This window comes from Variovorax sp. GW822-FHT04E09, from assembly GCF_058800845.1.
Genome location: NZ_JBXAMR010000004.1, coordinates 488656 through 502382, shown reverse-complemented (window position 1 = coordinate 502382; position 13727 = coordinate 488656). Strand labels below are relative to the sequence as shown.

13 protein-coding genes are annotated in these 13727 nt (G+C 70.2%); 4 read left to right on the top strand and 9 right to left on the bottom strand.

Annotated elements, in window-relative coordinates; all coding sequences use genetic code 11:
* Positions 1-8 precede the first annotated feature (8 nt).
* Both AC1RL8_RS19360 and AC1RL8_RS19355 read right to left on the bottom strand, forming a co-directional pair.
* Positions 9-845 (bottom strand): segregation and condensation protein A, encoded by an 837-nt coding sequence (locus tag AC1RL8_RS19360; RefSeq protein WP_056578351.1) that lies wholly within the window; start codon positions 843-845, stop codon positions 9-11.
* A gap of 68 nt (positions 846-913) precedes the next feature.
* Positions 914-1120, bottom strand: coding sequence for a DUF3460 family protein (locus tag AC1RL8_RS19355; protein ID WP_070061458.1), 207 nt, complete (start codon positions 1118-1120; stop codon positions 914-916).
* Between the two features lie 39 nt (positions 1121-1159).
* Between AC1RL8_RS19355 and AC1RL8_RS19350 the strand changes: the two genes are divergently transcribed.
* The gene (locus AC1RL8_RS19350) at positions 1160-1663 is read left to right on the top strand and encodes a hypothetical protein (protein WP_062477116.1); all 504 of its coding nucleotides are present in this window, start codon (positions 1160-1162) and stop codon (positions 1661-1663) included.
* 9 nt (positions 1664-1672) lie between these two features.
* Here the strand turns inward: AC1RL8_RS19350 and AC1RL8_RS19345 are convergent, their stop codons facing one another.
* A complete protein-coding gene (locus tag AC1RL8_RS19345) occupies positions 1673-3109 on the bottom strand; it encodes an amidase (protein ID WP_492685787.1) in 1437 nt (478 codons plus the stop codon).
* 141 nt (positions 3110-3250) lie between these two features.
* Between AC1RL8_RS19345 and AC1RL8_RS19340 the strand changes: the two genes are divergently transcribed.
* Positions 3251-4009, top strand: coding sequence for a helix-turn-helix transcriptional regulator (locus AC1RL8_RS19340; protein ID WP_492685788.1), 759 nt, complete (start codon positions 3251-3253; stop codon positions 4007-4009).
* 10 nt (positions 4010-4019) lie between these two features.
* Here AC1RL8_RS19340 and AC1RL8_RS19335 read toward each other — a convergent pair whose 3' ends face one another.
* Positions 4020-5693, bottom strand: a complete 1674-nt coding sequence (locus tag AC1RL8_RS19335) for a SulP family inorganic anion transporter (protein WP_492685789.1) — start codon at positions 5691-5693, stop codon at positions 4020-4022.
* A 133-nt stretch (positions 5694-5826) separates the two neighbouring features.
* On the opposite strand from AC1RL8_RS19335, the gene AC1RL8_RS19330 reads away from it, so the two are divergent.
* Positions 5827-7539, top strand: a complete 1713-nt coding sequence (locus AC1RL8_RS19330; protein WP_492685790.1) for a hydrogenase maturation protein — start codon at positions 5827-5829, stop codon at positions 7537-7539.
* 7 nt (positions 7540-7546) lie between these two features.
* Here AC1RL8_RS19330 and AC1RL8_RS19325 read toward each other — a convergent pair whose 3' ends face one another.
* From AC1RL8_RS19325 to AC1RL8_RS19310, 4 genes are read right to left on the bottom strand one after another with little or no spacing between them, the layout of a single operon-like run.
* The gene (locus AC1RL8_RS19325; RefSeq protein WP_390346101.1) at positions 7547-7771 is read right to left on the bottom strand and encodes a hypothetical protein; all 225 of its coding nucleotides are present in this window, start codon (positions 7769-7771) and stop codon (positions 7547-7549) included.
* The gene (locus AC1RL8_RS19320) at positions 7758-8957 is read right to left on the bottom strand and encodes a CaiB/BaiF CoA transferase family protein (RefSeq protein ID WP_492685791.1); all 1200 of its coding nucleotides are present in this window, start codon (positions 8955-8957) and stop codon (positions 7758-7760) included. Before AC1RL8_RS19320 ends, AC1RL8_RS19325 begins: the two co-directional genes overlap by 14 nt.
* The gene (locus AC1RL8_RS19315; RefSeq protein WP_307696240.1) at positions 8954-9928 is read right to left on the bottom strand and encodes a Bug family tripartite tricarboxylate transporter substrate binding protein; all 975 of its coding nucleotides are present in this window, start codon (positions 9926-9928) and stop codon (positions 8954-8956) included. The genes AC1RL8_RS19320 and AC1RL8_RS19315 overlap by 4 nt, the downstream gene beginning before the upstream one ends.
* A gap of 42 nt (positions 9929-9970) precedes the next feature.
* Positions 9971-10726, bottom strand: a complete 756-nt coding sequence (locus AC1RL8_RS19310) for an enoyl-CoA hydratase/isomerase family protein (protein WP_492685792.1) — start codon at positions 10724-10726, stop codon at positions 9971-9973.
* A 58-nt stretch (positions 10727-10784) separates the two neighbouring features.
* On the opposite strand from AC1RL8_RS19310, the gene AC1RL8_RS19305 reads away from it, so the two are divergent.
* Complete coding sequence (locus tag AC1RL8_RS19305) at positions 10785-11456, top strand: GntR family transcriptional regulator (RefSeq protein WP_062478945.1); 672 nt, start codon at positions 10785-10787, stop codon at positions 11454-11456.
* 20 nt (positions 11457-11476) lie between these two features.
* On the opposite strand, the gene metG is transcribed toward AC1RL8_RS19305, so the two are convergent.
* The gene (metG, locus tag AC1RL8_RS19300; protein WP_354343040.1) at positions 11477-13573 is read right to left on the bottom strand and encodes a methionine--tRNA ligase; all 2097 of its coding nucleotides are present in this window, start codon (positions 13571-13573) and stop codon (positions 11477-11479) included.
* Positions 13574-13727 lie beyond the last annotated feature (154 nt).

Here is a 13727-nt window from a genome sequence, read left to right as displayed (position 1 = left end):
CGGTTGGGTCAGGCCGGCGAGTAGGCCAGTCGGACGTAAATAGGGGCGAAGGCTTCGGCCTGCGTGATGTCGATCAGCGTCTCCTTCGCGAGCTCGAGCATCGCGATGAAGGTGACGATCAGCACCGGCACGCCGCGCGAGACGTCGAAGAGCTTCTCGAACTCGACGAAGCGCTGGCCCTGCAGGTGGCGCAGCACGATGCTCATGTGCTCGCGCACGTTGAGCTCTTCGCGCGAGATCTTGTGGTGCTGCACGAGCTTGGCGCGCTTCATGATGTCGGCCCAGGCGTCGCGCAGCTCGACCACGTCGACGTCGGGAAAGCGCGGCTTGATCGACTGCTCGATGTAGACCTGGGCCTTCCAGAAGTCGCGCCCGTAGGTCGGCAGCGCGCTGATGGCGGCGGCCTGCAGCTTGGTCTGCTCGTACTCCATGAGCCGGCGAACCAGCTCGGCGCGCGGGTCTTCGGCCTCTTCGCCGTCGGCCACCTTCTTGGGCGGCAGCAGCATGCGCGACTTGATCTCGATCAGCATCGCGGCCATCAGCAGGTATTCGGCCGCGAGTTCGAGGTTGGTCTGGCGGATCTCGTCGACGTAGCTCAGGTACTGCCGCGTCAGGCCCGCCATCGGGATGTCGAGGATGTTGAAGTTCTGCTTGCGGATCAGGTACAGCAACAGGTCCAGAGGGCCCTCGAAGGCCTCCAGGAAAACCTGCAGCGCCTCGGGCGGGATGTACAGGTCCTTCGGCATCGCGAACAGCGGCTCGCCGTAGAGCCGGGCCAGGGCGACCTGGTCGACGACCTCGGGCATGCTGGCCACGATCGTGCCGTTGTCCTCGTCTGCGCTCATGAGGAGGTTGCTATCAACTTAATAGCTGTGCGCGCAGGCTGGGCGGCGGGATGCCGGGTGGGCACCATTCACTTGGGTTGGGTCTGGTAGACGTACGGCTGCATCGGCACGCGCGCTTCGCTGTACTCCTCGAGCAGGCTGCGGTCGAGGTGCTTGTCCCAGAGCAGGGCGCGGCCGGCGCGCTGTTCGGATTCCAGCGTCGGCTTCTTTTGCTTCATCTCCTCGATGAAGTTCGTGATCTCGGAGGTGTAGTGGGGGCGGCGGAAGATGGACATAGACTGGACCTTTATCGCTCGAATTTTACCGGGGACGGCATGCAACGATTTCAGAAGGGCCGGATCGGCCTCGTGGCAGGACTGCTGGCGGCGCTGATCGGGCTCGCGGGCTGCGATCCGCAGCGCATCAGCGAGCTCGAAGAGGGCGTCTCGACCGAGGCCGACGTGCGCGCGCGCTTTGGCGAACCCGAGAACGTCTGGGACGTGCCCAACGGCCGCGTGCTGGAGTTCAACCGCCAGCCGCAGGGCCAGAAGAACTACATGATCACCATCGGCGCCGACGGCAAGATGAGCGCGCTGCGCCAGGTGCTCACGCCCGAGAACTTCGCCAAGGTGCAGCCCGGGATGATGATGGAAGACCTGCGCAAGCTGCTGGGCAAGCCGGCCAAGGTCACGCCCTATGCGCTCAAGCGCGAGACCGAATGGGAATGGCGCTGGGTGCAGCCACCGAACTCGTCGATGGTCTTCACCGCCACGCTGAACGACGACCAGCGCGTGGTGCGCAGCGGGTCGTCGCCTGATCGGGGCACCGAGGCGCCCTGAGCGCGGTGCCTACAGCGCCGACGCGTGCAGCGCCGGGCGCCGTGCGGCCCAGGGCATGGCCTGCTCGAGCTGCGCGGCGAGCTGCAGCAGCGTGGCCTCGTCGCCCATGGGCGCCATGCATTGCACGCCGATCGGCAGGTCGCCGGCCATCCCCAGGGGCAGCGAGACCGCCGGCTGGCCGGTGAGGTTGGCCAGCGGCGTGAAGGTCGCGTAGTCGAACAGGTGATCGAAGTAACCCTGCGCATCGCGCGCGGGGTCGTCCTGGTCGAGGTAGCCCAGCGCCACGGGTGGGGTGCGCATCGTCGGCGTGAGCAGGATGTCGTGCTGCGCGAAGAAGGGCGCCACCTCGCGCGAGACCGCATTCATCTGCGCGAGCGCCAGTTCCAGGTCGAGCGCGCTCAGGCGCAGCCCGTGCTCGGCGGTGGCGCGGGTGCAGGCCTGCACCTGGCCCAGCGCCTTCTCCAGCGGCATTTGCAGCGCCTGCGCCACGCCCGCCACGCCGGCCGCCAGCAACGACGACCAGAAGGTGCGCGTGGCCGAGAAGAAGGCCTCGTGCGCATACGACGGCGTCGCCCATTCCACGACATGCCCGAGACCGGCGAGCGTGCGCGCCGTCGCCTCCACCGCGTCGGCGCAGGGTTGCGCCGCCGGCTGCGTGCCCGGGAACTGCGTGCTCACCGCGATGCGCAGCCGGCGCGGCGCCGACCGGATGGCCTGTGCGTAGGGCTGCGCGGGCGCGGCCATCAGGAACGGATCGCCCAGCTCGGGGCCGTGCATGAGGTCGAGCGCGGCGGCGGCGTCGCGCACGGTGCGGCAGACCACGCCCTCCATGCCCAGGCCCATCAGCGGCTGGCCGTAGCCCGGGCCGGCGCTGATGCGGCCACGGCTGGACTTCAGCCCGATCAGGCCGCAGGCGGCGGCGGGCACGCGGATCGAACCGCCGCCGTCGTTGGCGTGTGCCATGGGCACGATGCCGGCGGCAACCGCCGCGGCCGAGCCCCCGCTGGAGCCGCCCGCGCTGTGCGCCAGGTTCCACGGGTTGCGCGTCGCGCCGCCGAGGGCGCTCTCGGTGGTGGCGTTGAAGCCGAGTTCCGGGGTCCAGGTGCGCCCCAGCGTGGCCAGGCCGGCGCGGCGAAAGCGCGCCATCAACGCGCTGTCTGCGGCAGCCGGCAGCCCGTCGCCGAACAGCCGGCTGCCGGCCTGGCAGCGCACGCCCTCGGCCTGCAGCACCAGGTCCTTGATGAGGAAGGGCACGCCGCCCAGCGGACCCTGCGCGTCGTGCGACAGCGGGGCGTCGAAAAGCTCGGCCATGGCGTTGATGTGCGGGTTGAGCGCGGTCGCCGCCTGGCGCGCGCACTGCTGCGCTTCGGCGGCGCTGATGTCCTTGCGGCGGATGCATTCGGCCAGCCCGGTGGCGTCGAGGCGGCTGTAGTCGGCGAGGTTCATGGCAACGGTGTCCTGTTCGTGTGTGATATGGGAACGCCGTGCAGCGTAGGGCGGGGTGTCCGGCAGCGGCAGTCGTTCAGATGAACGATGCGGGAATCTCCGCAACCGCCCGCGAGCGGGCGGCCCCTAAGATCGCGCCGCATGGCGCACAGCAGTTCTTCTTCGGGGTCGTGCATTCCGGCCGCACAGCTCGGCGCGTTGCTGCTCGACCTGTATCCGCGGGCCGCCGCGCCCGAGGCCTCGGCCGCCGGCGGGCTGCTGGACTGGCTGGCCGGCCACATTGCGTTCGACGCCGCCTGGTTCGGCCGCTCGGTGTTCGCCGCCGGACGGCTCGAGCCGCGAGACGGCCACACGCGCGGGCTGGCGCCGGATTTCGTGGCCGACTGGTGCCGTGTGCGCCACCTCGATCCGATGGTGGCCGCGGTGATGGCACGACCGGGCCATGGCATGGCGATGGCGTCGCACGAGCTGCCGCCGGTGGGCTCGCTGCGCGCCTTCGTTTCGGACCATCGCCTCGACCGGGTGCTCAGCGTGATGCTGCATGCGCCCGATTCGCCGTGGTGGACGCACCTGTCGCTGTACGGCCGCGAAGCCGCGAGCTTCGGCGCGCGCGAGCACACGTTGCTGGAGTTGCTGATGCCTCACCTGGTCTCGGCGCAGGCGCTGCGGCTGCGGGAGACGCCGGCGCCCGGCGTATCGGCCCTGGCGGTGCTGAGCCGTCGCGAGGCCGAGGTGGCCCGCCTGTTCGGCGAGGGCCACAGCTACAAGATGGTGGCCCGCAGGCTCGACAGTTCCCCGGCGACGGTGCGTCACCACCTGCGGCAGGTGTACGCCAAGCTCGGCGTCACGAGCAAGGTGCAGATGGCGCGGCTGGTGTGCGGCGAGGCCGCGCAGGCCTGAGGAGCCCCGCCTAGGAGGTCGTTGCGGGCCGGCCCGAGGTCAGCTCCTCGGCAAAGCCCGAGCGCTCCAGCACCTCGAGCGGCTGCGGCTGCAGCGACTCGATGCGCAGCAATCCGTCGCGCGCCAGCACCGCCCGGTGCAGCTGCCGCAGCGCATCGACGCCGGTGGCATCGATGTAGATCAGGTGCGTGGCGTCGAGCACCACCGTCATGCCGCGCGGTGCGCGCTCCGCGGCGTTCACTGCTTCGTCGAGCTTGGCCGCCGCGCCGAAGAACATGGCGCCGTACAGCCGGTAGGTGAGCACCGGCGGCTGCAGCGTCACCAGCTCGACGCTGAACAGCCCGCTCATGCGCCGGATGAAGAGCGCGCACGCCAGCACGATGCCCACCTGCACCGCCACCGTGAGGTCGAACACCACCGTGAGGAAGAAGGTGCCGAGCATCAGCAGGCGGTAGTGGCGGCTGAAGTGGCGCAGCTGGCCGGGCGTGAACTCGCGCCATTCGCCCATGTTCAGCCCCACGAACACCAGGATGCCCGCCAGCACCGCGAGCGGCACATGGCGCGCCAGCGGCGCCGCCAGCAGCACCACGACCAGCAGCGTGACCGCATGCACGATGCCCGCAATGGGCGAGCTGCCGCCGGAGCGGATGTTGGTCACGGTGCGCGCGATGGTGCCCGTGGCCGGCATGCCGCCGAAGAAGGGCGTGACCAGGTTGGCGATGCCCTGCGCCATCAGCTCCTGGTTGGGGTCGTGGCGCGGCTGGCCGCTGACCTGGTCGGCCACGCGCGCGCACAGCAGCGACTCGATGGCGCCGAGCAGCGCGATGGTCAGCGTCGGCGTCACCAGCTGCTTGACGGTCTCCCACGAGAAATCGGGCAGCGCGAAGGCCGGCACGCCCTCGGGAATGCCGCCGAAGCGCGTGCCGATGGTCTCCACGGGCAGCGCGAAGCCCCATGACACCAGCGTGAGCGACACCAGCGCGACGATCGGCCCCGGGATGCGCCCGACGATCTGCACCGGGCGCGTCTGCGCCCAGCGCCCGCCCACGCGCTGCACCGCGCGCGCCAGCGCCGAGTCGCCGCGAAACAGCCGCGACCACGCCAGCAGCCCGAGCACGCACGCCAGCCCGAGCGCGAAGGCATGCGGGTTGAAGGTGTCCAGCCGCAGCGCCATCGCGTGCAGCTGCGAGAACACGTCGGCCGGCATGCGCTCCACCGTGAGGCCCAGCAAATCCTTGAGCTGCGACAGCAGGATCAGCACCGCGATGCCGTTGGTGAAACCCACCACGATCGACAGCGGCACGAAGCGCACCAGCCGCCCGAGCCCGAACAGCCCCGCCATGAACAGCAGCACGCCCGCGCAGGCGGTGGCGATCAGCAGGTTGGCCACGCCGTAGCGCTCGACGATGCCGTAGACGATCACGATGAACGCGCCTGCCGGCCCGCCGATCTGCACGGCCGAGCCGCCCAGCAGCGAAATCAGGAAGCCCGCGATGATCGCCGTCCAGATGCCCGCCTCGGGCTTGAGCCCCGAGGCGATGGCAAAGGCCATGGCCAGCGGCAGCGCCACGATGCCCACCGTGGCGCCCGCGCCGAGGTCTCCCAGGAACCGCCCCCGGTCGTAGCCGGCCATCGTGTCCAGCAGGCGGGGGCGAAAGCGGGTGAGGTTCAGCGGCGACGACATGTGCGGTCATTGTGGCCCGGCCGTCGCGGCGGCCCCGCGATTTCCCGGCGGTGAGTACTTTCAGTCAGCTTATCGGCGGCGAGGCTGGAAGATACATTTTTGACGTTTTGAAACAAACGTCAATGAGGTCGCCATGCACATCCTGCTCGTCGCGAGCGCGTTCAACAGCCTCACGCAGCGCGTGCTGGCCGAGCTCCAGGACCGGGGCCACACCGCAGGCATCGTGCTGGCGCTCGGCGACGACGAGGCGCTGCGTGAAGCGGTGCGCCAGCACGCACCGGCATTGATCGTCGCGCCGATGTTGACCACCGCGATTCCCGAGGACGTCTGGCGCGCCCACACCTGCCTGATCGTGCACCCGGGCCCGCCCGGCGACCGGGGCCCGTCCTCGCTCGACCGGACGCTACAGGGCGGCGTCGACAGCTGGGGCGTCACCGTGCTCGAGGCCGTGGCCGAGATGGACGCGGGCGATGTCTGGGCCTGGTCGCCGCTGAAGGTGCCGCCGCAGGCCGGCAAGAGCGACCTGTACCGCGGCGAGGTGGCCGATGCCGCCGTCGACGCCGTGCTGCTGGCCGTCGAGCGCTTCGCCTCGGGCACCTACAAGCCGAAGCGGCAGAAGGCGGCCGACCTCGCCGCCGGCTGGCGGCCCTTCATGAAGCAGGCCGAGCGCCGCATCGACTGGACCACGCAGACCACCGAATCGGTGCTGCGGCAGCTGCGCGCGGCCGATTCGCAGCCCGGCGTGCTCGACGAGTTGCTGGGTGCGCCGTGGTACCTGCACGGCGGCCATGCCGAGGACGAGCTGCGCGGCACGCCCGGCGAACTGATCGCCACCCGCGCCGGCGCCGTCTGCCGCGCCACCGTCGACGGCGCGGTCTGGCTCACCCAGCTGCGGCCCTGGCGCGAGCCGGGTTCCGGCCTGCCGAGCTACAAGCTGCCGGCCGTCGAGGCGCTGGGCGCGCGGCTGCCCGCCGGCTTGCCCGAGGTGGCCGCGCCGCTCGAGCTGCCGGCCGGCCGTCGCACGTGGACCGACATCCGCTACCGCGAGCACGGCCCCGTCGGCGTGCTGAACTTCTCGTTCGCGGGCGGGGCCATGAGCACCGCGCAATGCCGGCGGCTGCTGGCGGCTTACCGCTTCGCCAGCACCCGCCCGACGTCGGTGCTGGTGCTCGGCGGGCTGCGCGACTTCTTCTCCAACGGCATCCACCTGAACGTGATCGAGGCGGCGGCCGATCCGGCCGAGGAGTCGTGGGCCAACATCCACGCCATGAACGACCTGGTCGAGGCCGTGCTCACGACCACCGATCGACTCACCGTGGCCGCGCTGGGCGGCAATGCCGCGGCCGGCGGCGTGATGCTCGCGCTCGCGGCCGACGAGGTGTGGTGCCGCGACGGCGTGGTGCTCAACCCGCACTACAAACTCATGGGCCTGCACGGCTCCGAATACTGGACCTACAGCCTGCCGCGCCGCGTGGGCGCCGACGAGGCCGCGCGGCTCACGCAATCGGCGCTGCCTGTGAGCGCCAAGCGCGCGGTGGCGCTGGGCCTGGCGCAGCGCGTGCTGCAGGCCGCGCCGGAAGAACTGGGTGACGAGGTCGGCCGGCTGGCCGCGCAACTGGCGGCATCGCCGGACCTGGCCGCGCGCCTGGCGGACAAGCAGGCGACGCGTGTGCGCGACGAAGCGGTCAAGCCGCTGCAGGCGTACCGCGACGAGGAGCTGGCGCACATGCGGCGCAATTTCTTCGATCCGGCCGAGCCGCACGCGACGCTGCGCTCGGCCTTCGTGCGCAAGGAAAAGGCGCAGCACACGCCCGCGCACCTCGCGGCGCTGGGCTTGCCGCGCTGAGCGGCCGTCAGTCCTTGCTGTCGGGAATCACCGCGTCGGCCGCCGCGCCCACGGCCTTGCCGGTGATGCGCGCGGTGCCGATGGCGGCATCGGCTGCGAGGCCGACCGCGCCGGCGCCCACGCTCACGGCGGTGCTCGCGACGCTGACCACCGCGCAGCCGCTCAGCAGCAGCGCACCCGCGAGGCCGAGCGCGGAAAGGACGAAGGGGCGGAGGCGGTCACTGCGTTGCATGGGCGGATTCTGCACCCGCAGCGCTGGATCGGGCGAGCGACGCCAGGATCGCCTCGCGGTCCTGGTCCAGCCGTGGCGGTTGCCGCCGCACCTGCGTGCGCAGCCCGCCGACGTGCACCGGGTTGCCCGCCACCGTGAGCGGCTGGCCGCCCTGCGTGCGCACCTGCACCAGCATCTCGCGCGCCTGCACCTGCGGGTCGTTCACCACCGCGGCCACGTCGTTGTAGTCGCCCGTGGGAATGTTGTGCTGCATCAGCAGCGCCTGCCAGTGCGCGCAGGGCGCGGTCGACAGGCGCTCTTCGAGCAACTGCTTCAGCGCCTCGTGGTGCTGGCAGCGCGCCGGGTTGGTGGCAAAGCGCGCGTCCCCGGCGAGCGCGGGCAGCTCGAGCGCAGTGCACAGGCGCTGGAACAGCGGGTCGTTGCCCGCCGCGATCACGAACCAGCCGTCGGCCGCGCGGAACACGTCGAAGGGCGTGATCGACGGATGCCGCGAACCGATCGGTCCCGGCGCGCGGCCTTCGGCCTCCATGCGCGAGATCGCGTTCTCGAGCAGCGCGACCTGGCAGTCGAGCATGGCCACGTCGACCCGGTCGCCCACGCCCGTGCGCCCGCGCTGCAGCAGCGCGGCCTGCGTGCCGACGGCCGCGTACAGGCCGGCGCCGAGGTCGCCGATCGACACGCCCACGCGCGTCGGCGGCGCGCCCGGGTGGCCGGTGAGGCTCATGATGCCGCCCATCGCCTGCACCACCATGTCGTAGGCGGGGCGCCTGCTGTAGGGCCCGGTCTGGCCGAAGCCCGAGACCGAGGTGAACACCAGTTTCGGAAAGCGCGCGTGCAGCGTCGGCCAGTCGTAGCCCAGCTTTTCCATCGTGCCGGGCCGGAAGTTCTCGACCAGCACGTCGGCCGTGGCCAGCAGCTGCTCGAAGACCGCGCGGTCGGCCGGCGCCTTCAGGTCGAGCGCGATCGACTCCTTGTTGCGGTTGACCGACATGAAATAGGCCGAGTCGCCCTCGACGAAGGGGCCGATCTGCCGCGCGTCGTCGCCCAGGCCGGGTTGTTCCACCTTGATGACGCGCGCGCCCAGGTCGGCGAGCAGCAGCGTGCAGTACGGGCCCGCGAGCACGCGCGTGAGGTCGATGACGGTGAAGCCCTGCAGCGGGCCCGCCTTGGGTGCGTGCGTGCTCATTCGACGCTCGCGCCCGAGCGCTCGGTGAGTTCCTTCGACTTCGCGCCTTCGGCCAAGGCCCAGGCACGGAATTCGGCCAGCGACTTCGAGGGCGCCGACTCGTTGCCCGACTTCTCCATCCGCGCCTTGACCTCGGGGTCGTTCAGTGCCGCCACGCTGGCGTCGAACAGTTTCTGCGCCACCTCCGGCGGCAGGCCGGCCGGGCCGAAGAGGCCGAACCAGAAGGTGTAGTCGTAGCCCTTCACGCCGGCCTCGGCCACGCTGGGCACGTCGGGAAAGAGCGGCGAGCGCTGGCCCGAGGTGACGGCCAGCACGCGCAGCTTCTGGCCCTGCGCCATCGGCAGCACCGAGGGCGGCGTGCCGAAGGTGAGCTGCACGTCGCCCGCGGCCACGGCCTGGATCGACGGCGCGCCGCCCTTGTACGGCACGTGCAGCATCTGCACGCCGGCCGCCTTCTCGAACGACAGGCCCGCCAGGTGCGTCACCACGCCCGCGCCCGACGACGAGTACGCCAGCTTGCCGGGGTTCTGCCGCGCCTCGGCGATCAGCGCCTGCACGGTCTTGGCGCTCACGTCCTTGTTCACCGCCAGCAGCATCGGCGCCGAGCTCCAGCGCGAGATCGGCACGAAGCTCTTTGCACCGTCGTATTTCACGCTCTTGTAGAGCAGCTTGTCGCTGCCGTAGAGGTTGGCGCTGCCCAGCAGCAGCGTGTAGCCGTCGGGCGCGGCGCGCGCGACCTGGTCCGATGCGATGGTGGTGCCGGCGCCCGGCTTGTTGTCGATGACGATCGGCTGGCCGAGCAGCTTGCCCAGCTTGTCGCCGACGATGCGCGCCACGGTGTCGGCGCCGCCGCCGGCGGGGAAGCCCACCAGCAGCGTGATCGGGCGCGAGGGGTAGGTGTCGGCCAGTGCGCCGGCCGAGGCCAGCAGCGCGGCGGCGACGAACGAGAGGGCTCGCAGTTCTTGCTTCATGGGTTTGTCTCCTGGGTCTTGTGTAGGGAAGGGCGGGCGCGCTCAGCGGCCCTGAAACACCGGCGTGCGCTTCTCGCGCCAGGCCCGGCCGCCCTCGGCGAGGTCTTCGGACGCGACGGTGCGCTGCACCTCGCGCGAGATCGCGGCCCCGTCGGCGGTGCCGCGCGCGATCTGGTTCAGGTGCTTCTTCATGCCCAGCAGCGCCAGCGGCGCCATGCCCGCGAGCACGGTGCGCAGGCGCTGCACCTCGGCGTCGAGCGCGGCGGCGTCGTCGACCAGCTGCGTGAGAAAGCCGCAGTCGCGCATGGCGGCGCCGTCGAGCTTCTCGGCGGTAAGAAAGAGGCGCTTGGCCGTGTCCAGCCCCAGCCGCGACACGTAGCGCTCCATGCCGCTCTGGTAGTAGTGCAGGCCGAGCCGGGCGGCCGGCATGAACATCTCGGCGCTGCGGGTGCCCACGCGGAAGTCGCAGGCCAGCACGAGGTCGGTCGCGCCGCCGTACACGCCGCCATGCACCGCCGCGATGGTGACGGCGCGGCAGTTTTCGAACACATCGACCATCTCGCCGAAGCTGCGGCCTTCGGTCTGGCTCTGGGTGGCCACCTCTGATATATCAAACCCGCTGCAGAAGTACTTGCCCTCGGCGCGCAGGACCAGCACCAGCACCTCGGGCGTGCGGTTCACTGTGTCCACATGCTGGATCAGCACGGGAAGATCGTCCGGCGTGAGCTTGTTGGCGGCCTGGGGACGGTGCAGCGTCAGATAGGCCACATGGCCGTCGATCGCGAGGGTGGGAGACATTGATGTACCAAACAGATGAATTGATATATCTGTAAGGTTAGCTAATATCCAGATCGCCATGCAACCCGCGAAAACCCTCGACACCCACAGCCTGCAGGACCGCATCCGCGCCCGGCTCGAACAAGACATCCTGGGCGGCGTGCTGTCGCCCGGCATGGCCATCGACGAAAAGGCCCTGGCCCTGAGCTTCAACACCTCGCGCACGCCGGTGCGCGAGGCGCTGCTGCTGCTCAGTGCGCGCGGGCTGGTCGACATCGTTCCGCGCACCGGCATCTACGTGCGCCAGCTGCGGGCGAACGAACTGGTGGCGATGATGGAAGCGCTCGGCGAGCTCGAAGGCGTGCTGGCGCGGCTGGCCGCGCTGCGCATCGGCCCGGCGCTGCGCGAGGAGCTGCTGCGTGCCCTGGCCGGCACCGCCGCGCAGGCGCAGGCGGACGACGCCGAGGCCTACCAGCAGGCCAACGCCGCGCTGCACGACGTGATCTACCGCGCCAGCGGCAACCCCTTCATCGTGGAGCAGGCGCAGACCGTGCGGCTGCGCATCTCGGCCTACCGTGGGCGGATGTTCGAGAAGCCCGGCCGGCTCGCCGCTTCACAGCGGGAGCACGAACGCGTGGTCGAGTGGATTCTGAAAGGCCACGCGGACAACGCCGCGGAGGCGATGCGCGACCACATCTCGGTGGGCGGCAAGGTGTTCGCCGACCTCGTGTTGAACAACAAGTTCGGCTAGTTCTTCTTTGCGTGGTCGGGTCAGCGCACGCGCATGCCCGGCGTCGCGCCCGCCCAGGGCTCGAGCACGTGGATGCCCGGGTGGGCCTTTTCGTCGCCGTGGCTCGCGGCCAGCACCATGCCTTCGCTGACGCCGAACTTCATCTTGCGCGGCGCGAGGTTGGCGACCAGCACCGTGAGCTTGCCCACGAGCTGCTCGGGTTGGTAGGCCGAGGCGATGCCGCTGAACACGTTGCGCGTCTTGCCTTCGCCCGCGTCGAGCGTCAGGCGCAGCAGCTTGGTCGAGCCCTCGACCTTCTCGCAGGCCACGATCTTCGCGATGCGCAGGTCGATCTTCGCGAAGTCGTCGATGGTGATGGTCGGCGCGATGGCTTCGCCGCCGGGCAGCTCTTGCGCTTCCGTGGCAACGGGCGCGGCAGCCGCGGCTTCAGGCACGTCGAACAGCTTGTCGACCTGCTTGGGGTCGGCGCGCTGCATCAGGTGCTTGTAGTCGCCGATGGCGTGGCCGGCCGGCAGGGCCTGCGCGGCGTCGGCCCAGGTCAGCGGGGCGATCTTCAGGAAGGCCTCGACGTTCACGGCCAGCGCCGGCAGCACGGGCTTCAGGTACAGCGTGAGCAGGCGGAAGGCCTCGATGCACACCGTGCACACGTCGTGCAGGCGCGCCTCGGCGCCTTCCTTCTTGGCCAGTTCCCAGGGCTTGTTCTGGTCGACGTACTCGTTCACCTTGTCGGCCAGCGCCATCACCTCGCGCAGCGCGCGGGCGTAGTCGCGGCCGTCGTACAGCGACTGCACCTGCGTGGCGGCGGCGCGCAGCGTGGACAGCAGCGTTTCGCCGTCGGCCGACACCGCACCCAGCTGGCCGCCGAAGCGCTTGCCGATGAAGCCGGCCGCGCGGCTGGCGATGTTGATGTACTTGCCCACGAGGTCGCTGTTCACGCGCGCCACGAAGTCGTCGGGGTTGAAGTCGATGTCCTCGTTGCGGCCGTTGAGCTTGGCGGCGATGTAGTAGCGCAGCCATTCGGGGTCGAGCCCGATCGACAGGTACTTGAGCGGATCGATGCCGGTGCCGCGGCTCTTGCTCATCTTCTCGCCGCTCACCGTCAGGTGGCCGTGCACGTACACGGCATTGGGCGCCTTGCGGCCGCTGAAGTGCAGCATCGCGGGCCAGAACAGCGTGTGGAAGGTGATGATGTCCTTGCCGATGAAGTGCACCTGCTCCAGCTCGGGGTCGGCCATGTACTCGGTGTACGAGATGCCGTCGCCGCCCAGCTCGATGCAGCGCTTGTCCAGCAGGTTCTTGAGCGAGGCCAGGTAGCCCACGGGCGCGTCGAGCCACACATAGAAGTACTTGCCCGGCGCATCGGGGATCTCGATGCCGAAGTAGGGCGCGTCGCGGCTGATGTCCCAGTCGCCCAGGCCGCCCTTGCCTTCGTCGTCCTTGTAGAGCCACTCGCGAATCTTGTTCTGCACCTCAGGCTGCACGTGGCCGGGGGCGGCGGTCCATTCCTTCAGGTAGGCCTCGCAGCGCGGGTCCGACAGCTTGAAGAAGAAGTGCTCCGAACTGCGCAGCTCGGGCTTGGCGCCCGACAGCGCCGAGTAGGGGTTGATCAGCTCGGTGGGCGCGTACACGGCGCCGCACACCTCGCAGTTGTCGCCGTACTGGTCCTTCGAGTGGCAGTTGGGGCACTCGCCCTTGATGAAACGGTCGGCCAGGAACATGCCCTTGGCCGGGTCGTAGAACTGCTCGACGCTCTTGGTCTCGATGAGGCCGTTGGCGCGCAGGTCGCGGTAGATGTCCTGCGCCAGCTGGTGGTTCTCGGGCGCGTCGGTCGAGTGCCAGTTGTCGAAGGCGATGTGGTAGCCATCCAGGTAGGGCTTGCGGCCCGCGGCGATCTCGGCCACGAAGGCCTGCGGCGTCACCCCGGCCTTGTCGGCCGCGATGGTGATGGCCGCGCCGTGCGCGTCGTCGGCGCACACGAAGTTGACGTCGGCGCCATTCATTCGCTGGTTCCGCACCCAGATGTCGGCCTGGATGTATTCCATCATGTGGCCGATGTGGAACTTGCCGTTGGCATACGGCAGGGCGGTGGTGACGAAGAGCTTGCGCGGGGCGGACATCGGGGAGGGCGCTTTCGGGAGTGACGAACGGAAGGGGCGCGGGGCCCGTGGAGGCGGCCAGGGGCCGCGTCCGGGAACCGGGCATTTTAGGCGGCCCGTCCCGCGGCCGCCGCCATGGGGCTGCTCACCTCGGCCGCGGGGTACCCGGAGTGAC